Source organism: Paenibacillus sp. FSL P4-0081 (genome assembly GCF_000758565.1).
Classification (GTDB): Bacteria; Bacillota; Bacilli; order Paenibacillales; family Paenibacillaceae; genus Paenibacillus_AQ; species Paenibacillus_AQ phytohabitans.
In genome coordinates this window covers 4,919,268-4,938,226 of the sequence record NZ_CP009280.1, presented here as the reverse complement: position 1 = coordinate 4,938,226, position 18,959 = coordinate 4,919,268, and the positions used below count along the sequence as shown (strand labels likewise).

The 18,959-nt window shown below is 49.7% G+C and carries 20 protein-coding genes; all 20 read left to right on the top strand.

From position 1 onward, the window contains the following. Positions 1-174: 174 nt before the first annotated feature. The 20 genes from dprA (at position 175) to P40081_RS20930 (ending at position 18,929) form a co-directional block, all read left to right on the top strand. Positions 175-1,293: a DNA-processing protein DprA gene (gene dprA / locus P40081_RS21025; protein WP_197074253.1), complete on the top strand. Its 1,119-nt coding sequence runs from the start codon at positions 175-177 to the stop codon at positions 1,291-1,293. Positions 1,294-1,392: 99 nt separating this feature from the next. Then, positions 1,393-3,489 carry a type I DNA topoisomerase gene (gene topA, locus P40081_RS21020; RefSeq protein ID WP_039295145.1) on the top strand — a complete coding sequence of 699 codons (2,097 nt, stop codon included), beginning with the start codon at positions 1,393-1,395 and terminating at the stop codon, positions 3,487-3,489. Positions 3,490-3,512: 23 nt separating this feature from the next. Next, complete coding sequence (trmFO, locus tag P40081_RS21015; RefSeq protein ID WP_042138167.1) at positions 3,513-4,892, top strand: FADH(2)-oxidizing methylenetetrahydrofolate--tRNA-(uracil(54)-C(5))-methyltransferase TrmFO; 1,380 nt, start codon at positions 3,513-3,515, stop codon at positions 4,890-4,892. Positions 4,893-5,037: 145 nt separating this feature from the next. Beyond that, the gene (gene hslV, locus P40081_RS21010; RefSeq protein WP_039295147.1) at positions 5,038-5,580 is read left to right on the top strand and encodes an ATP-dependent protease subunit HslV; all 543 of its coding nucleotides are present in this window, start codon (positions 5,038-5,040) and stop codon (positions 5,578-5,580) included. 33 nt (positions 5,581-5,613) lie between these two features. Beyond that, entirely contained in the window at positions 5,614-7,014 is a 1,401-nt protein-coding gene (gene hslU, locus P40081_RS21005) for an ATP-dependent protease ATPase subunit HslU (RefSeq protein WP_042138164.1), read from the top strand. Positions 7,015-7,389: 375 nt separating this feature from the next. After that, positions 7,390-7,797: a flagellar basal body rod protein FlgB gene (gene flgB, locus P40081_RS21000; protein WP_042138163.1), complete on the top strand. Its 408-nt coding sequence runs from the start codon at positions 7,390-7,392 to the stop codon at positions 7,795-7,797. Positions 7,798-7,803: 6 nt separating this feature from the next. Further along, positions 7,804-8,250, top strand: a complete 447-nt coding sequence (flgC, locus tag P40081_RS20995; protein WP_042138162.1) for a flagellar basal body rod protein FlgC — start codon at positions 7,804-7,806, stop codon at positions 8,248-8,250. 24 nt (positions 8,251-8,274) lie between these two features. Further along, the gene (gene fliE / locus P40081_RS20990; RefSeq protein ID WP_039295158.1) at positions 8,275-8,583 is read left to right on the top strand and encodes a flagellar hook-basal body complex protein FliE; all 309 of its coding nucleotides are present in this window, start codon (positions 8,275-8,277) and stop codon (positions 8,581-8,583) included. A 34-nt stretch (positions 8,584-8,617) separates the two neighbouring features. Then, positions 8,618-10,207: a flagellar basal-body MS-ring/collar protein FliF gene (fliF, locus tag P40081_RS20985; RefSeq protein WP_042138161.1), complete on the top strand. Its 1,590-nt coding sequence runs from the start codon at positions 8,618-8,620 to the stop codon at positions 10,205-10,207. 4 nt (positions 10,208-10,211) lie between these two features. Next, positions 10,212-11,228, top strand: coding sequence for a flagellar motor switch protein FliG (fliG, locus tag P40081_RS20980; protein WP_042138160.1), 1,017 nt, complete (start codon positions 10,212-10,214; stop codon positions 11,226-11,228). After that, the gene (locus P40081_RS20975; RefSeq protein ID WP_042138157.1) at positions 11,221-12,069 is read left to right on the top strand and encodes a FliH/SctL family protein; all 849 of its coding nucleotides are present in this window, start codon (positions 11,221-11,223) and stop codon (positions 12,067-12,069) included. The genes fliG and P40081_RS20975 overlap by 8 nt, the downstream gene beginning before the upstream one ends. Continuing rightward, positions 12,062-13,375, top strand: coding sequence for a flagellar protein export ATPase FliI (fliI, locus tag P40081_RS20970; RefSeq protein WP_042141293.1), 1,314 nt, complete (start codon positions 12,062-12,064; stop codon positions 13,373-13,375). Before P40081_RS20975 ends, fliI begins: the two co-directional genes overlap by 8 nt. Before the next feature lie 6 nt (positions 13,376-13,381). Further along, positions 13,382-13,825: a flagellar export protein FliJ gene (fliJ, locus tag P40081_RS20965; protein ID WP_042138156.1), complete on the top strand. Its 444-nt coding sequence runs from the start codon at positions 13,382-13,384 to the stop codon at positions 13,823-13,825. A gap of 18 nt (positions 13,826-13,843) precedes the next feature. Continuing rightward, positions 13,844-14,800 (top strand): magnesium transporter MgtE N-terminal domain-containing protein, encoded by a 957-nt coding sequence (locus P40081_RS20960; RefSeq protein WP_231575158.1) that lies wholly within the window; start codon positions 13,844-13,846, stop codon positions 14,798-14,800. 22 nt (positions 14,801-14,822) lie between these two features. After that, a complete protein-coding gene (locus P40081_RS20955) occupies positions 14,823-16,283 on the top strand; it encodes a flagellar hook-length control protein FliK (protein WP_052421920.1) in 1,461 nt (486 codons plus the stop codon). Between the two features lie 26 nt (positions 16,284-16,309). Continuing rightward, complete coding sequence (flgD, locus tag P40081_RS20950; RefSeq protein ID WP_042138154.1) at positions 16,310-16,795, top strand: flagellar hook assembly protein FlgD; 486 nt, start codon at positions 16,310-16,312, stop codon at positions 16,793-16,795. Continuing rightward, positions 16,792-17,175, top strand: a complete 384-nt coding sequence (locus P40081_RS20945) for a TIGR02530 family flagellar biosynthesis protein (RefSeq protein WP_042138152.1) — start codon at positions 16,792-16,794, stop codon at positions 17,173-17,175. Before flgD ends, P40081_RS20945 begins: the two co-directional genes overlap by 4 nt. A gap of 124 nt (positions 17,176-17,299) precedes the next feature. Continuing rightward, positions 17,300-18,118: a flagellar basal body rod protein FlgG gene (flgG, locus tag P40081_RS20940; protein WP_039295174.1), complete on the top strand. Its 819-nt coding sequence runs from the start codon at positions 17,300-17,302 to the stop codon at positions 18,116-18,118. A 122-nt stretch (positions 18,119-18,240) separates the two neighbouring features. After that, positions 18,241-18,465, top strand: a complete 225-nt coding sequence (locus P40081_RS20935) for a flagellar FlbD family protein (RefSeq protein ID WP_039295177.1) — start codon at positions 18,241-18,243, stop codon at positions 18,463-18,465. Further along, a complete protein-coding gene (locus P40081_RS20930) occupies positions 18,462-18,929 on the top strand; it encodes a flagellar basal body-associated FliL family protein (RefSeq protein WP_039295180.1) in 468 nt (155 codons plus the stop codon). Before P40081_RS20935 ends, P40081_RS20930 begins: the two co-directional genes overlap by 4 nt. The last annotated feature ends 30 nt before the right edge of the window (positions 18,930-18,959 follow it).

The following is an 18,959-nucleotide window of genomic DNA, read 5'->3' as shown; positions in this document are numbered from 1 at the left end:
TGCAGAATCACACAAAGATCACTGCTTTTACCGCTGATTCATGTATAATCATTTTAAAGGTAAGCAACCTTTTGTCCCGGAGTACCGGGGTGAAGGGTTGCTTTTTTTGTCTTTTTTCGGCAGTTTATGTAATTATTAAGGAAGGCTGGCCCTTCCGTATAGGAGAGAGTGCATATGGAAACGCGGGATCTGCTGTTCGGTTTAAATGAAGTAGAAGGCATTGGATGGAAAAGTATGGACAGAATACGCCAGACGGGCCTTTTGACGAATGAAGCTTTGTCCTGTTCCGTTACAGATTGGGAGCGGGCCGGAATCAGCGGCAAAATGTCGGCCAGACTTAACGCTGTCTTTAATGAAGAATGGATTCTGCAGCGCCGCTCTTTAATGGAAGCAAGCGGGGTTTCGATGGTGACTTTGCTGGATGAAGGGTACCCTGACCAGTTAAAGGAAACCCCTCAGCCGCCTTGGGTTTTGTATTATCGCGGCCGTCTGGAGCTGGCTTCCCGTCCTTCTGTAGCTATGGTTGGTACCCGTGTGCCTACTGCCTATGGACGCAAGATTGGTGAAATGCTGGCTGAACAGCTCAGTGCGGCCGGTCTCACGGTTATAAGCGGCCTGGCGAGAGGGATTGACAGTGTCTGTCACGAAGCTGCATTGACGGGAGCCGGAAGTACCATTGCGGTGGTCGCAACGGGGCTGGATAAGGTCTATCCGCCTGAGAACCGTGAGCTGGAGCAGCAGATTTCACGTGTCGGGCTTGTGCTTAGCGAATATCCGCTGGGCACCCCGAGCCATCCCGGGTTATTTCCGCAGCGCAACCGGATTATCGCCGGACTGTCGCTCGGCACGGTGGTGGTCGAAGCAGATAGCCGAAGCGGTTCCCTGATTACCGCCGACGCTGCGCTAGAAGCAGGAAGGGATGTGTTTGCTGTCCCGGGTCCGCTCACCTCGCCCAAGAGCAGAGGCGCATTAGAGCTGATTAAACAAGGTGCGAAGGTGGTAACAAGCTCCGCGGATATCGTGGAAGAATACATAGCTTATCTGCCTGGAAAGGGTACTTCAGGGACTCCGGCAAGCGGTTCCGGGCCTTCCGCCGGAGACGGGTTAATCGAAAAGAAATTGACAAGTGAGGAGTTACACCTTTACCATATACTGCATCAAGGCCCCTTTACACTCGATGAGCTCCTGGCGTCCACGAGGTGGGATTTTGGACATTTGCATTCAGTTCTGTTATCTTTAATCATAAAAAAAGCGGTAACACAATTGCCGGGTGCAATTTATAAGGTAATTTAATATAGAAGTAACCGTGTTAAGCATAGACTCTTGATTTCCGCCGGGCCTGAGGGCAGGTTCAGGAGGATATATGCTTACAAACTTTTGGGAGGAAAACCTATGGCAGATGCGTTGGTTATTGTAGAGTCACCGGCAAAAGCAAAAACGATTGGTAAATATCTGGGCAGTAAATATATTGTAAAGGCATCAATGGGACATATCAGAGATTTGCCGAAAAGTCAGATTGGTGTGGAAGTGGAGAATGATTTCAACCCCAAATATATAACGATCCGCGGCAAAGGCTCTATCTTGAAGGAACTCAAGGATGCCAGCAAAAAAGTGAAAAAAGTCTATCTCGCAGCTGACCCGGACCGCGAAGGTGAAGCTATTGCCTGGCATTTGGCGCATGCGCTGGATTTGGACAACACACAGGAATGCCGGGTTGTCTTTAATGAGATTACGAAGCAGGCAGTGAAGGATGCTTTCAAGACTCCGCGCAAAATTAACATGGATCTTGTGAATGCCCAGCAGGCCCGCCGTATTCTGGACCGGCTCGTCGGATACAAGATTAGCCCCCTATTATGGAAGAAAGTCAAAAAAGGCCTGTCCGCAGGACGGGTACAATCGGTAGCTGTGAAGATTATTATGGACCGCGAGAACGAAATCTCTGCTTTTGTTCCCACAGAATACTGGAGTATTACTGCGAAGCTGGGCATCCGCGATTCCCTGTTCGAAGCCAAGTTCCACAAGCTCAATGGCGACAAAAAAGAGCTGGGCCAGGAGAGCGATGTACAGGAAGTATTGGATGCTATTAAGAATTCCGCCTTCCAGGTTAAAGAGGTAAAAGAGAAAGAAAGACAACGGCATCCTTCCGCTCCGTTTACAACAAGCTCACTGCAGCAGGAAGCTGCGCGTAAGCTGGGCTTCCGCGCATCCAAGACCATGTCTGTTGCTCAGCAGCTCTATGAGGGGGTTGAGCTGGGCAAGGAAGGCACTGTCGGTTTAATTACCTATATGCGTACGGATTCCACCCGTCTGTCTGCTACGGCCCAGGAAGAAGCTAAGGAGCTGATCCTCTCCAAATATGGTGAGAAGTTCGTTCCCGAGACACCGCGCCAGTATTCCAAGAAAGCTGCGGGAGCCCAGGATGCGCATGAAGCGATCCGTCCTACCTCGGCGCTCCGTGAGCCTGACATGGTCAAAGAATTCCTGAGCCGTGACCAGTTCCGCCTGTATAAACTGGTTTGGGAGCGTTTTGTTTCCAGTCAAATGTCTTCAGCCCTGCTTGATACGCTGTCTGTGGATATTACAGCAGGCACTGCGATTTTCAGAGCCGTCGGGTCCAAGGTTTCTTTCCCGGGCTTCATGAAGGTATATGTAGAAGGCAATGATGACGGCACAACGGATGAGGAGAAGTATCTGCCGCCGCTTAAGGCCGGCGATGACTTAACCAAGCATGATATCGAGCCGAAGCAGCATTTCACTCAGCCGCCTCCAAGATATACGGAAGCGCGTCTGGTCAAAACGCTGGAAGAACTGGGGATCGGCCGTCCGAGTACGTATGCGCCAACACTGGAGACGATCCAGAAGCGCGGATATGTAGCGATTGAAGAGAAGAAGTTCATGCCGACCGAACTCGGTGAGCTGATCATAGAGCAAATGGAAGAGTTCTTCCCGGAAATTCTGGATGTGGAATTCACAGCCCATATGGAAGGGGATCTTGACCATGTGGAGGAAGGTGCTGAGGACTGGGTGAAAGTGCTGGCCCAGTTCTATGAATCTTTTGAGAAACGTCTCCTCTACGCCGAAGAAGAAATGAAGGAAATTGAGATTGAAGATGAAGTTTCCGACGAGCTATGCGAGAAATGCGGGAAGCCGATGGTCTACAAGCTGGGCCGTTTCGGTAAATTCCTGGCCTGCTCCGGATTCCCGGACTGCCGTAATACGAAGCCGATCATCAAGGATATCGGAGTAAGCTGTCCGAAATGTCATGAGGGTAAGGTTGTGGAGCGCCGCAGCAAGAAAGGCCGTGTCTTCTACGGCTGCGATCAGTATCCGGGCTGTGACTTTGTATCCTGGGATAGACCGTCGGTTAAACCATGTCCTGTCTGCGGCTCCTGGATGGTAGAGAAGCGCAACAAACAGGGGACTAAGCTGCAATGCACATCTTGTGATCATACCGAGGCAGTGCTGGACAACGAAGAGCTGGCAGAATAATTGTGTTACAGGAGGAAAGGAAATTGACTGATATAGCTAAAGTAACTGTGATTGGAGCCGGACTTGCCGGCAGTGAAGCCGCCTGGCAGATTGCCTCGCGCGGGGTTCCGGTCAGATTATATGAGATGCGTCCGGTTGTGAAGACACCGGCGCATCATACGGACCAGTTCGCCGAACTGGTCTGCAGTAACTCTCTGCGGGCCAACGGCCTTGGCAATGCGGTAGGTGTGCTCAAGGAGGAAATGCGCCGTTTGGACTCGCTGGTACTAGGGGCAGCCGACCGGCATGCGGTTCCGGCCGGAGGCGCACTTGCCGTAGACCGCGATGGATTCTCCGGTGAGATTACATCAATGCTGCATAATCACCCTCTGGTAGAAGTCATAAATGAAGAACTTGCGCATATACCGGAGGAAGGGATTGTTGTCATTGCGACAGGCCCGCTGACCTCTCCGGCACTCTCCGCTGAGATTAAAGGGCTGCTTGGCGAGGAGTATTTCTACTTCTATGATGCGGCTGCCCCGATTGTCGAGAAGGACACCATTGATATGAGCAAGGTGTATTTGGCCTCCCGATACGACAAAGGTGAAGCTGCATACCTGAACTGTCCGATGACGGAAGAGGAATTCGATGTTTTTTATGATGCACTGATCTCGGCTGAGACTGCCGCACTCAAAGATTTTGAGAAAGAGATTTACTTCGAAGGCTGTATGCCGATCGAGATTATGATGAAGCGCGGCAAGCAGACAGCGCTCTTCGGGCCGATGAAGCCCGTAGGTCTGATGAATCCTCATACAGGGAAGCTTCCTTACGCGGTTGTGCAACTTCGTCAGGATAATGCAGCGGGAACGCTTTATAACCTGGTTGGCTTCCAGACCCATTTGAAGTGGGGCGAACAAAAACGCGTGTTTTCACTTATCCCCGGGCTTGAGAACGCAGAGTATGTCCGTTATGGTGTCATGCACCGCAATACATTTATCAATTCTCCCAAGCTTCTGCATCCTACCTATCAAATGAAGGGACGGGAAAGACTGTTCTTTGCCGGCCAGATGACAGGGGTTGAAGGTTATGTGGAGTCTGCGGCTTCAGGTATGATCGCCGGTATGAATGCTGCCAGAGCGGCACTCGGTGAGGACGGTCTGGTCTTCCCGCAGGATACTGTGCTGGGCAGCATGCCGGCCTACATTACTTCCGCAGATCCCGAGCATTTCCAGCCGATGAACGCCAACTTTGGCTTGCTGCCAAAGCTTGAAACGAGATTCCGCAGTAAAAAAGAGAAAAACGAACGCCTGGCTTACCGTGCGCTGGACATTCTTGCTGCCTATGCTGCAGACAAAGGCCTGGCCTATACTGAGCCGGAGGTCGTAGAACCTCAGCTTACCGAAGCGGAAAGTCCGGCACAATAAAACTTAAACGCAAGCTTCCGGGACGGTTTGTCCGAAGCTGGTCCGGAAGCTTATGCCATAACACTAAGTGTATGCTTCCGGATCAGGTTTCTTCCAAGCTGTTTCGGGATGCTAACGCTCACAAAACTTTAGGAGGGTGCCCATTATGTTACCCAGCTTTCATGCGACTACGATTTGTGCGGTAAGACATGACGGCCATGCCGCGATTGCCGGCGATGGTCAGGTTACATTCGGAGAGAGTGTCATTATGAAGACGACGGCCAAGAAGGTCCGCCGCCTGTACAGAGGACAAGTAATTGCCGGTTTTGCGGGCTCCGTAGCGGATGCGATTACTTTGTTTGAGAAGTTTGAGGGTAAGCTGGAAGAGCATCACGGCAATCTGCAGCGGGCTGCAGTAGAACTGGCCAAGGACTGGCGCCAGGATCGTATCCTGCGCAAGCTGGAAGCGCTCATGATCGTGATGGACAAGGAAGGCATGCTGCTTATTTCCGGTAACGGCGAAATTATTGAACCCGATGATGACGTGCTGGCAATTGGCTCCGGCGGTAACTTTGCGCTGGCTTCCGGTCGCGCGCTCAAACGTCATGCATCGCACCTGGGCGCAGCGGATATTGCCAGAGAAGCTCTGCAGATCGCTTCCGAGATCTGTGTGTATACCAACTCCAATATTATTGTCGAACAATTATAGGCATGGTGCCATAGAAAGAGGGAGGAAGTCACAATGGTGAATCAATCGCTTACACCCCGCCAGATCGTAGCAGAGCTGGATAAATATATCGTAGGTCAGAAACAGGCTAAGAAATCGGTGGCCGTTGCTCTCCGCAACCGGTATCGGCGCAGCCTTTTATCCGAAGAGCTCCGGGATGAGGTTGTTCCTAAGAATATTCTCATGATTGGTCCTACAGGTGTCGGCAAAACGGAGATCGCACGGCGTCTGGCCAAGCTGGTCAATGCACCGTTCATCAAAGTGGAAGCCACTAAATTTACCGAAGTCGGCTACGTAGGCCGTGATGTGGAATCGATGGTCCGTGACCTGGTAGAGACCTCAATCCGTATGGTGAAGCTGGAACGCACCGAGAAGGTCAAGGACCGTGCTGAAGAACTGGCGAACGACCGCATTGTAGCAATACTGGTTCCTTCGACCTCGAAGGGCAAATCGCAGCGCAATCCGTTCGAGATGATTTTTGGCGGCAATAACGGCGGTGGGGAGGAAGCCAAAGAAGAGCCGGAGGACGGTAGTCTGAGCGAGCGGCGCAGAGGCATTAAGTTCAAGCTGCTGGCGGGTCAGCTCGAGGACGATATCATTGAAATCGATGTGGAAGACACCACTCCTTCGATGATGGATATGTTTGCCGGCCAAGGCAATGACCAGATGGGCATGAACATGCAGGAAATGTTCGGCAGCCTGCTGCCTAAGCGTACGAAGAAGCGCAAGCTGCCAATCCGTGAAGCCCGTAAGGTGCTGATTCAGGATGAGGCTGCCAAGCTGATTGATACGGATGATATGATTCAGGAGTCGGTAGCCCGCGCAGAGCAGTCCGGTATTATTTTTATCGATGAGATTGATAAGGTAGCCAGCCAGGGTAAAGGCTCCGGTCCGGATGTATCCCGTGAAGGGGTGCAGCGCGATATCCTGCCTATCGTTGAAGGTTCCACTGTGATGACCAAATACGGGCCTGTGAAGACGGATTACGTATTATTCATCGCTGCCGGAGCTTTTCATATTGCCAAGCCTTCGGACCTAATTCCTGAGCTTCAGGGACGTTTCCCGATCCGTGTGGAGCTGAGTAGTCTTACTCTTGAGGATTTTGTCTCTATTCTGACCGAACCGGAGAACGCGCTGACGAAGCAATATGTTCATCTGCTGCAGACCGAGAACATCGAAATTCAGTTCCAGAAGGAAGCGATTCAGGAAATTGCCAAAATCGCCGCTTCCGTGAATCAGAATATGGAGAATATCGGGGCCCGTCGCCTGCATACGATTCTGGAGAAGCTGTTGGAGGACCTATCCTTCGAAGCGCCGGAGCTGACACTGGAGACAATGGTCATTACTCCGGAGTATGTTCGCGAAAAACTGGCAGGAATCGCCCAGGATCGCGATTTAAGTCAATATATCCTTTAAAGCGACAGTGCGATATCCCGCTAAATTAGGTATTAAGAATTATAGCTATGCAAATTTAATTCGAAAAACGTGCATGAAGAGTTAAATAATAGTAATTAAAAGAATTATTTGGAATAAAAAAGGTAGAAAATTGTAAAAACATGCTTTAAGCCCTCTCTTTTCAGAAAAGATAGGGCTTATTTCTTATTGTAATAATATACAAATTCTAAGAGAATCAATGTATGTGAGATTGACATAAGAATCATCCATCGACAGCGTTCGACCTGCACTCGACAAATTAATGAAAATTTTAGCTTTTTTTGTCGAAAGTAAGCAGGAATTCGGGGGAAGTTGTGGAATTCTTTTCATTATGATAGGTTTGGAAGGGGGATTACCATGGGTTTGCTGAACAGTGTCAGTTTTCAAAGATTACAGGGAGGCCTAGATGCCGCCACCAAACGACAAAGTGTTCTGGCTAATAACGTTGCAAATGTTGATACGCCGAATTTCAAACGCTCTGATGTCAGTTTTGAAAGTTTCCTGAGACAACAGGAGAGCGGTGTGAAACCTACGCTGAGTGCGAAAGTATCAGACTCCCGGCATTTCCAATTTGGAACAGTAACCGGCGTGCCAACTGCTGTTGTCAGCACAGATGAGACTACTTCTATGAACAACAACGGCAATAATGTGGATATGGACCGCGAACAGGCACTGAGCGCCGAGAACCAGCTGAGGTATAACTCTTACGTTGAACAGTTGAACAGTCAGATTACTATGATGCGTACAGTTGTGCAGGGAGGGTAATAAATAATGAACTTTGGTAGCAGCTTTGGAATAAGCGCCTCGGCATTGACTGCCCAGCGCCTGCGGATGGATGTGATCTCCTCCAATATCGCAAATGCCGAGACAACCAGGGCTTCCGTGGTTGACGGCAAAGCCGTACCTTACCGCCGTAAGCTTGTAGTGCTGGAAACAGCCCAGGCTGATAGCTTCTCTAACATACTAGATTCAAAAATGAGCGGCGGCAGCGAAGGTGTTAAAGTGAAGTCGATTATTGAGGATACTTCACCGCTGAAGCCCGTATACAATCCAAGTCATCCGGATGCTGATGTTGACGGATATGTGTACATGCCGAATGTGGATCTTACGAAGGAAATGGTGGACATGCTGTCTGCCTCACGTTCTTATGAAGCGAATGTAACGATGCTTAATGCGTCCAAAGCGATGGTGGGTAAGGCGCTCGAAATCGGCCGTTAATTGAATTGATTAGGAGGAGAATAATTGATACAGAACTTATTGATTGGAACTCAGGCTGTACAGCCGCTGGCTATGAAACCCGTAGCATCAGAGGCTTCAGCCGTCTCCGAAACGGGACAAAGCTTTGGTTCATACCTGGAGAATGCCCTTAATCAGGTGGCGGACCAGGAGCAGCAGGCTAAAGACATGAGTAACAAATTTGTTTTGGGAGAAGTCAACATTGATGAAGCTATGATTTCGTCCCAACAGGCATTGCTGAGTTTGCAGTTGACTACACAAGTCCGGAACAAAGTAATTGAAGCCTATCAGGAAATTATGAGAACTCAAATCTAAATGATCCTAGCTACGTTTCGGATGGGGTGACACTGTGAATGAAAGATTGGCCCAGTACCGGGAGAAGATCACCCTGTATTGGAACAGATTCAGCGGTAAACAGAAAATATTGTTTTTCTCCACTCTGTTTATCATCATAATAATAATCGTAGTTTTGACCATGCAATTATCAAAGACAGAATATGAAGTTGCTTTTCAGGATCTGGACAGTACCGATTCCGCGGGAGTTATGACTTATTTGGATACTTCGGGGATTCCTTACCGTTTAAGTCCGGATGGAAAGAGTATATCAGTACCCAGTACTGACGCCGCGCGCATCAAGATAGCCATTGGCTCGCAGGGGATCGTACAGGAAGGTTCGATCGGGTACAAAGTATTTGATGAATCTTCTTCGATGATTGGGACTACAGACAGTGAATTCAACGTGAAGTATAATAATGCCCTTAACGGCGAAGTTGAGCAGCTGATGAGAAGAATGCAGGGGATTAAAGATGTCAAGGTTCTGATTACCCTGCCGAAGGAAACTGTGTTTGCCTCTCAGGAGGATCAGGAGAAAGCGTTGGCTTCCGTGGTGCTTAGCTTCAATCCCGGATTTAGGCCTACACAGGATAATATCGACGGGTACTTCAATCTCGTAAAGACCGCTGTGCCGAATTTGCCGGTTGACAACATTACGATTACTAATAATGAAGTCGAATTGATGCCGACATCCAAAGGCGGACAAGCTGGCGTGTCCAGCCAGGTTGAAGAGAACTTCGCTTTGCAGAAGAAATTCGAAGATGATGTCAAGAAAGATGTCAAGCAATTCCTGAGTACGCTCACGGGTCCCGATAAAGTGGATGTTCTGGTGTTCTCCAAGCTCAATTTCGATAAGGAAAACCGTCAGGAAGAAATCGTACTGCCGGTAGATGCGGAGAATATGAAAGGGATTGAGATCAGTTCGCAAATTATCAGCAATACTTATTCGGGTCAAGGGAATACATCCGGTGGGGTTGCTGGTACAGGGTCGGAAGATGTCTCTGGATATCCTTCGGGGACTGACTCGGGTACTTCTTCTTCTGAGGAATCGTCGGAGACCAGGAACTATGAAGTGAATCGAATCACCAAAGATATTATTGCAAGCCCATATACTGTTAAAGATTTAACCATTAATGTAGCAGTTGAACCACCTAATGGGCAAACAACTTTGGATGATACAACTTCAGCGGCGATCCAGAATATTCTGGTCAATATTGTCCGTGCTTCGTTGGCAGATTCAGGTATTACTTATACAGACGCCGATTTAACCAAAAAAGTTTCGGTGTTCTCGCAACAATTTGGCAGTACGGCGGCGGATGCAGCATCCGGCGGACTGGCTAACTGGATGATCTGGGCAATTGGCGGAGCCGCATTACTGGTCGGTGCGGGCGGCGGTTACCTCATCTACCGCAGCCGCAAGAATAAGCAGGAGGAAGAAGCGGAAGATGATATTCCGCTGCAGGTTCCTACCGAGTTTCCTTCTATTAATATGGAGAGCGTGACGAATGAAAGTCAGGTCCGCAAGCAGCTGGAAAGTCTGGCGAAGAAAAAGCCGGATGAATTCGTAAACCTGCTGCGTACATGGCTTGCTGAAGAACAGAGGTGAAGGAATGGCAAAAGCTAGCCAGCAGGGACTTAGCGGCCGTCAAAAGGCGGCGATCCTGCTTATCACACTAGGGCCTGAAGTATCGGCACAAATTTTTAAACATTTAAGAGATGAGGAAATCGAGCAGCTGACTCTGGAAATTGCGAATGTCCGCAAGGTGGACAGCGTGGAGAAAGAGTCGATCATGTCAGAATTCCATCAAATCTGTCTTGCTCAAGAATATATCTCTCAAGGCGGTATTAACTATGCCAAGGAGATACTCGAGAAAGCACTGGGTTCAGCCAAAGCGCTTGAAGTTATTAACCGACTGACGGCGACGCTGCAGGTAAGACCGTTCGATTTTGCGCGCAAAGCAGACCCGAACCAGATTCTCAACTTTATCCAGAACGAAAATGTCCAGACTATTGCACTGGTACTCTCTTATTTGCAGTTTGAACAAGCTGCCTCTATCCTGTCTTCCCTGCCTCAGGAGAAGCAGGCCGAGGTTGCCCGGAGAATAGCCATTATGGACAGCACTTCTCCTGAGGTGGTCACCCAGATTGAACGGGTTCTGGAACAGAAGCTGTCGGCTACAGTTACCCAGGATTACACAAATGCGGGCGGTATTGAATCGATTGTACAGATTCTGAACGGTGTTGACCGTGGTACGGAACGTACCATTCTCGACTCGCTGGAAATACAGGATCCGGAGTTGGCGGAAGAAATCAAGAAGCGGATGTTCGTCTTCGAGGATATCGTCAATGTGGACAACCGTTCAATCCAGCGCATCATCAAAGATATCGACAATGCGGATTTGCAGCTCGCGCTCAAGGTGGCCAGCGAGGAAGTGCGGGATGTTATTTTCCGCAATATGTCCAAGCGTATGGCCGAAACCTTCCGCGAAGAAATGGAATACATGGGTCCTGTGCGGCTGCGTGATGTGGAAGAAGCACAGACCCGCATCGTAGGCACGATCCGCAGACTCGAAGAGTCTGGTGAAATTATCATCGCCCGTGGCGGAGGAGATGACATTATTGTCTAAGCTGATCAAACATTCTCAATATGTTCCGGTAGATGTGCTGAAGCGGCTGGAGCAGGCCAGACATCATGCAGGACTTACCGAAGATCCTGTTGCCGAGGAGGCTCCTGGCGAAGTCCACTATCAGGATCCCGCCAGGGAAGCGGCAGAGCAGGCACGCAAGCAAATGCTGAAAGATGCCCAGGAGTTTGCTGAAGGGCAGGTCCGCAGTGCATCTCAGGAAGCTGAGAATATTATGGAATCAGCACGGAATGAAGCTGAAGAATGGTGGCGGCAGCGCAGGGAGCAGGACGAGCATCTTGTGGAAGCCGTCAAGTCCGAAGGGTTTCAGCAAGGCTACCAGGAAGGTCTCGCCCATGCGGAGCAGGAGATGTCCCAGCGGCTTGCCGAGATGATGGAGGAAGCAAGAACTGTACTTCAGGAAGCGTACCGGGCAAGAGATGTGATTATTCAGGAAGCTGAACCTTTTCTGGTAGAGCTGAGCTGCGATATTGCCGAGAAAATAGTGGACAAGCAGCTGACCGTGGAACCGCAATTTGCAATGGAGCTGATCCGCAAGAATCTGGCCCGCAAGCGCGAGCAGGGGTTGATTTCCTTATGTGTCTCTCCGGCACAGTTCGCGTTTGTCAACGCAGCGCGAGAAGAGCTTTCACTCGCCGTGGACTCACAGGCTGAGCTGCAGATTCTTCCGGATTCAACGGTTAAGGATCAGGGCTGTGTCATCCGCTCCTCCTTTGGCAGCATCGACGCACGTGTGGATACCCAGTTGGCTGAGATCAAAAAAGAACTGCTGCGAATCGCCCTGGACGTAGGTGAACACAGAAATGGGGAAGACGATGCTTGACAGCGGAAGGTACAAAGAACAGCTGCGTAATTTTGACCCGGTCCGGATTAACGGCAAGGTTACCCAGGTCATCGGACTGATGGTGGAGTCGGAAGGCCCGGATGCCAGCATCGGTGATGTGTGCTTTATTTATCCCGCCAAAGGAACTAAGCCGCTTCAGGCAGAGGTCGTCGGATTTCGTGACAACAAGGTGCTGCTGATGCCGCTTGGAGAACTGCAGGCCATCGGGCCTGGCTGTGATGTTGTCGGCACAGGCAAGCCGCTGAGTGTACAGGTTGGCTCGGAGCTGCTGGGCAAGGTGCTTGACGGTTTGGGCCAGCCGCTTGACGGCTCACTCATTCCTGCCCGAATGCCGCACAGCTCGACCTTCAACATTCCTTCCAACCCGCTTAACCGTCCGCGAGTAGCTGAACCTATCAGCATCGGGGTCAGAGCGATTGACGGACTTCTCACCATCGGTAAAGGACAGCGGGTCGGCATTTTTGCAGGCTCTGGTGTCGGCAAAAGTACACTGATGGGAATGATCGCCCGTAACACTTCGGCAGATGTGAATGTTATTGCCCTTATCGGTGAGCGGGGCAGAGAAGTGCTTGATTTCATTGAGCGCGACCTGGGGCCGGAAGGGCTGCAGCGTTCGGTGGTTATCGTGGCTACTTCGGATCAGCCGGCGCTGATCCGGATCAAAGGTGCCTTGATTGCCACTACAATCGCCGAATATTTCCGAGACCGCGGACTGAATGTCATGCTGATGATGGACTCGGTTACCCGTTATGCCATGGCTCAGCGCGAGGTTGGGCTGGCGGTAGGTGAACCTCCTGCAATGAGAGGGTACACCCCGTCGGTGTTTGCCAGTCTTCCTAAACTGCTGGAGCGGGCCGGAACTGGCCCTACTGGGTCAATCACCGCATTTTATACAGTGCTGGTTGACGGTGACGATATGAACGAGCCGATCGCCGATGCTGTGCGCGGTATCCTGGATGGACATATTGTCCTGAACCGGAATATCGCGAATAAAGGACATTTCCCGGCAATCGATGTTCTCTCCAGTATCAGCCGTGTGATGAAGGATATAGCACCGGAAGAGCAGATTGCTGCAGCCGAGAATGTAAAGCGTCTTATGGCGGTCTATAAGGATTCCGAGGATCTCATCAATATCGGAGCTTACCAAAGAGGCTCGAACGCCCAAATTGATGAATCGATGCATTACATCGACAGCATCTGGGATTTCACCAAGCAAAAAGTGAATGAGAAGGTAACCCTTAGCGATGTGCAGCAGTCTTTAATTTCACAGTTCTCGAGGAGTTGATTGATCATGAGATTCCATTATACTTTTCAAAAAGTGGTGGACTTGAAGGGTAACGAAAAAACACAGGCAGAGTGGATGCTCTCAAGCGCGCTCGGAGAACTGCAGGCACAGGAAAAAAGCCTTGATGAATTAATTATACAGCGCAATGCGGTAATGTCGTCTTTACAGAGTGCAGTTGAGCAAAAGACACCTATGGCTAAGCTTCGCGAAATGCAGGATTATGTGGATTATCTGGATAAGTGCATTGCCCGCAAGCATTCCGATATCAGCCGGGCGCATATAGAGGTTCAGAGCAAGCAGGATCATCTCAGTACCAAGGTTCTGGATGAGAAGGTATGGCTCAAGGCCAAAGACAAAGCACAAACAGCATTTCTGCAGAATATGAGTTTACGGGAACAAAACGAACTGGATGAGATGGCTACCGTCCGCTTCGCGATGAAATCCCTCTAACCCGGGAGGTTTCCGCTAGTGGCAAATAATCAAATGGAACTTGAAGATGAAGGGTCGGCAGGTAAATTCGAGCGTTTTTTATTCTTGATGATTCCGATCATCTTCACGCTTGTACTGCTTGGAGTACTGTTGACCCTATTTAATATGGACATCCGGAATAATGTCCTTGAGATTGCGAACAAGATTCCTGTGGTGGAGAAATGGGTGCCAGAACCTGCCCCGGATCCGGATTCAGATACCGCCGGAGAAACCGCAGATGATCCGCAAGCTGAAAGTAAAGAGCAGGCTGCGAGTTCGGAGAGCACAATTAAAGAGCTGAAGTCTCAGCTTAACGCGCAGGCAGCGCAGCTGAAACAGGCAGAAGAAGACAAGGCGTCCGAGGCTAACAAAGCTGAGGCGCTTCAGAAGCAGATTGACGGGATGAAGGAAGAAGCGGCGGCAGTTGCAGCAACGGAGGAAGAGGAAGATCCATATCTCAAGCAGGTTACGGATCTGGCCAAGCTGTATGCGGGAATGAAGGCCTCCAAAGCTGCACCGATTATGGAGAACTTGACCACAGATGAAATGGTCCAAATCTTCAGTGTGATGAGCAATGCCAGCAAAACGGCCATCCTGGAAAAAATGGACCCGAAAAAAGCTGCGGATGTATCTATAAAGCTAAAAGAAACAACGAATTCAACCGATATGGCTATTGCAGCCCTTCAATCGAGACTGAAACAGGATGAAGCCGGTACAACCAAGGCTGCAGCCTCGGCCAATCTTGATCAGGAGAAGCTCAGCCAGACTTTTACCTCAATGCCTGCTGCTGACGCGGCTACACTGCTGGGTTCAATGTACAGCATTAGCCCGGATAAGGTCATCACCATACTGAATACAGTCAGTGATACTGTCCGCTCCTCTATCCTGGGGGAGATGACCAAGAATGACAGCGCACAGACAGCCAAAATTGTAAACCGGCTGATGGGCGGTAAATAACACTTGAAGGGAGGTGAAAAAGATGAGTTTAATCGTACAATCATTAAGTGCAGGTAACCTGGCTGCTGCCGGTGGAACGTCAACGGGTACCAGTGGAACTGCCAGTACGGCTACACCTTTTGCCCAGACGCTTGTACAAAGCATGGGAGGCACTACTGCTAAAGGGACGGAAGCACCTGTATTAGGCAATCTGGCTTCCTTGCTGCAGGGTCTTCTGAACGCGGTACAGACCAAGGGTGAAGAGTCCGCCAGTACGGACGCCAAGAAATCAGAACTTCTGGAAGGTCTAACTCAGGACATGGAGAATCTGGATGCAAGTCTGGAGGCTGATCCCGCACTGCTTGCTGCTCTTCAAGGGTGGATTCTTCAAGTGTCGGCGCTCTTATCCGGTAATACTCCGGCTGAACAGACAGATGCATCAGACACTGGAGTAGTAGCATCAACAGGTCTGTCGCCTCTTGCCCAGAACCCGGAAACCCTGCGCTTTGCAGTCCAGGATGAGCTGAACAGCCTGGTCCAACTGGTTCAGGATGCAGCTGTAAGCGGAAGTGAAGAAACAGCAGCCAAAGGTGCTGCACTGTTGAATCAATTCTCGGCTATTCTGGCTGAAAGCGTGCCTGCCGATAACAAACCCAAGCTTAAGACAGTAAGTACAACAGAGGTTTCGTCATCATCGCTTAAGCAGGCATCCGGAACAGAAACCAAACAGAATGTTGATGATAGTAGAAGAGTAGTTTCAAACATCCGTACATTTTTAGATGCCGCAGTTAAGACGGAATCTGCTCCAGTACCAGCAGCAGTAAACGGTACAACCGTAACTGCAGAAGAGAGCCCTCAGGTTCCTGCCACTGGTATAGCTCCAGTGAAGGAGACGGCAACTGCCGAGGAAGCTTTGCCTGCCGTCAAAACATCAGCTGGCGAACCTGAAATCGTTACAGCAGGCCAGTTGTCAATCAGTAACGGAATTTCCGCACCACTGAAAGCACCATCCTCTCCAGTGCCGGTTCAGCAATTCGCTCAGGAAATGAACACTTTTATCAGCGGTAAATTGGAGATCGTCAAAAAGGGCGGAGTTGCTGAGGCTACAATCACCTTATTCCCGGAGAATCTTGGACAAGTCGATGTGAAAATATCGATGCAAAATGGTAATCTGGTTGCCCAATTCCTGACCCAGCATAGCGGGACGAAGGATATTCTTGAGCAGCAGATGAACCAGCTTCGTTTAGCTTTACAGTCCCAAGGCCTTCAGGTAGAAAGGCTTGAGGTAACCCAGAACAACCCATCGGCTCAGTCACAATGGACCGGACAGCAGGGTCAACAGACGGGAGCTGGCGGACAACAGCAGGGCAGACGCTCTAGAGAGCGCCAGGAAGAATCAGCAGATGCGGTACTAGCCGCAGAGCTTAATGGAGAATGGAAAGATTGGGTCTCGGCAACGCAGCAAGATAATAATCAGAACGGCAGTTTTTCGGCCAAAGTATAATAACTGGACAAGCGAGGTGAAATGAAATGGCAACAACGAATCCCGTTTCCGGCAGTAACTCATGGAATTACGTTTCGGATAATTCAACTACCAAGACAACAGGCAGCTCGACACTGGGCAAGGATCAATTTCTTAAAATATTGATTACCCAGCTGCAGAATCAGGACCCGATGCAGCCGATGGAGGATAAGGAATTTATCGCCCAGATGGCCCAGTTCTCATCTGTCGAACAGCTAATGAACATTTCCACCCAGCTTACGGCACTGAATCAGTCACTAGGTTCTGTATCCGGTCTGATCGGCAAAGATGTCACTTGGATGGATGCCCAAACCAAATTACCGAAATCAGGCAATGTAGCATCCATTGTTGTGAGCAGCGGTGTACAGTACGCGGTTGTAGGCAGTGAGCGGATCGCCTTATCAGATATCACACAAATTCAGAATCCCTCTGCTGAACCGGCAGCGGGCGGTGATACTTCAACGGGCGGCGGGGAGAGCGGGGCGACCACATGAGCGACAGACTGACAATAGGCCAGCTGTATCCGGCGAGTGTACACCCTTCAACGCTGCAACGTCAGCAGTCAGCCAAGAGCTCTGTAAGCTCTGAAGCTTCATTTGAGAGCGTGCTGCAGAAGAATATACTGAAGTTCAGCAATCATGCGGCAAAGCGGCTTGAACAGCGGGGGATTGAGCTTGGCAGCCGCCAATTGGACCAAATCTCGTCTGCGGTAGACAAGGCAGCAGCCAAGGGCAGCAAAGAATCGCTGATCCTGATGAAAGATATGGCGTTAATCGTAAGTGTTGCGAACCGTACCGTAGTTACAGCTATGGATGGGAAGTCTATGAAAGATAATGTATTTACGCAGATTGACAGTGCAGTAATTATTTCATGAACCGGCTGGTCCTAACTGGAGAGCCGGAATGTCCGCCGACCGACTGACGCGGGCATCACTCCAATTTCCATCATTCTAATTTTAAGAGTCTGCAAAGACTCTAAATCCGGGAGGACGACAAATAATGTTAAGATCTATGTATTCAGGAGTATCAGGTATGCGCGGGTTCCAGACTAAGCTGGACGTTATCGGTAACAATATTGCCAACGTCAACACCATCGGCTTCAAATCAGGCCGCGTAATGTTCAAGGACATCATGAGCCAAACGGTATCCGGTGTTACGGCACCTGTTGAAGGCGGACAAGGCGGGGTTAATGCCAAACAGATCGGGCTAGGGGTAAGCATTGGTTCTGTGGACACGATGCATTTGGCGGGCAGTGCCATGACTACTAATAACCCTACGGATCTGCGGATTGATGGGGATGGATTCTTCCTAGTGGGTCTGACTGATGATCAGGAGACACCATTTCTGACACGTGCTGGCGACTTTCATGTGGATTCTAACCGGAATCTTGTGACCTCGGATGGAATGCATGTGCTTAGTTCAGGTGGAGAAGCTATTCAATTAGATGAAGGTGCTACCGCATTCTCCATCTCCAATGATGGTACGATTTTGCAAACGTTGGAGGACGGAACAATAAATTCAGATTTAGTGATCGGTGTTGCCAAAGTTAGCAACCCGCAAGGTCTTGAGAAAATCGGCGGCAATCTGTACCGGATGACGTTGAATGCCAACGCAGAGGGAGCGCTGGAACCGACTACTGCCAACAATGCTGAAGTAGGAACAGGCTCAATTGTTGCCGGCCAGCTGGAAATGTCTAACGTCGATCTGACGAACGAGTTCACGGAGATGATCGTGTCACAACGTGGTTTCCAGGCGAACTCACGTATTATTACAACTTCAGATGAAGTACTCCAGGAAGTTGTTAACCTCAAGCGTTAAGTTTTTGAGAATATGAGGGTTAGTCATAAACTTGCTGTATAATAGTAACTTTCCGCCTGAGGCGGTATTGTTATTATAGTCGTGGGGGGGACTCCTCCCCCTATTTTGTTAGGAGGCCTGTTATGATTTCGGTAACAAGATTGAATGGGGCGGCGATGTGGTTAAATGCCCTGCTGGTTGAAATGGTTGAAGAATCCCCGGATACGTATATCACGCTCGTAACCGGCAAAAGGCTGATTGTGCTTGAAAAGGCCGATGAAGTCATTGAGAAGATCAAGGAATACAACAGGGACATAGGCACACATGCTGCCACCATTAAAGTCCAATCGATGGAGGAGCTTTCATGAAGAAGATGATGCCATGGCTCATTACGATTTTACTGGCGATTACGCTCATTGTAGTAGCCGCATTTTTACTAATGGACAGGTTTTTCCCCAGTGATGCGAATGATGTAAATCAGGCTGTCCAGAACGTGGAAGCCAAGAGACTAAGCGCGGATGAAATCGTCGCCTTGACGGCGGAGATCACTGATATCAAAACTAATCTTGCCGATCCCGATTATATCCTTTCAGTTGACATCGCGTTTCAGCTAGATTCAGCGAAGTCCAAGGAAGAATTCGAAAAGATAAAAGCTATTAAAATTGCACCGCTTATTATCAAAGCGATTGCCGATGCCCGGCCTGAGGATTTAAACGGGGCCAGCGGCAAAGATCAATTCAGCAGCAAACTGGTGAACATAATCAATAAGAATTTGACTGAAGGCACGATTACCCAGATCGAATTCACCAAATTCATCTTGGCACCAATGTAACTGCTGGCGGGATAATTCTTTGATGGGGGG

Coding starts and splice junctions, on each gene's coding strand:
- dprA (WP_197074253.1), top strand. CDS start 175: ATGGAAACGCGGGATCTGCTGTTCGGTTTAAATGAAGTAGAAGGCATT.
- topA (WP_039295145.1), top strand. CDS start 1,393: ATGGCAGATGCGTTGGTTATTGTAGAGTCACCGGCAAAAGCAAAAACG.
- hslV (WP_039295147.1), top strand. CDS start 5,038: ATGTTACCCAGCTTTCATGCGACTACGATTTGTGCGGTAAGACATGAC.
- hslU (WP_042138164.1), top strand. CDS start 5,614: ATGGTGAATCAATCGCTTACACCCCGCCAGATCGTAGCAGAGCTGGAT.
- flgB (WP_042138163.1), top strand. CDS start 7,390: ATGGGTTTGCTGAACAGTGTCAGTTTTCAAAGATTACAGGGAGGCCTA.
- flgC (WP_042138162.1), top strand. CDS start 7,804: ATGAACTTTGGTAGCAGCTTTGGAATAAGCGCCTCGGCATTGACTGCC.
- fliG (WP_042138160.1), top strand. CDS start 10,212: ATGGCAAAAGCTAGCCAGCAGGGACTTAGCGGCCGTCAAAAGGCGGCG.
- fliI (WP_042141293.1), top strand. CDS start 12,062: ATGCTTGACAGCGGAAGGTACAAAGAACAGCTGCGTAATTTTGACCCG.
- fliJ (WP_042138156.1), top strand. CDS start 13,382: ATGAGATTCCATTATACTTTTCAAAAAGTGGTGGACTTGAAGGGTAAC.
- P40081_RS20955 (WP_052421920.1), top strand. CDS start 14,823: ATGAGTTTAATCGTACAATCATTAAGTGCAGGTAACCTGGCTGCTGCC.
- flgD (WP_042138154.1), top strand. CDS start 16,310: ATGGCAACAACGAATCCCGTTTCCGGCAGTAACTCATGGAATTACGTT.
- P40081_RS20945 (WP_042138152.1), top strand. CDS start 16,792: ATGAGCGACAGACTGACAATAGGCCAGCTGTATCCGGCGAGTGTACAC.
- flgG (WP_039295174.1), top strand. CDS start 17,300: ATGTTAAGATCTATGTATTCAGGAGTATCAGGTATGCGCGGGTTCCAG.
- P40081_RS20935 (WP_039295177.1), top strand. CDS start 18,241: ATGATTTCGGTAACAAGATTGAATGGGGCGGCGATGTGGTTAAATGCC.
- P40081_RS20930 (WP_039295180.1), top strand. CDS start 18,462: ATGAAGAAGATGATGCCATGGCTCATTACGATTTTACTGGCGATTACG.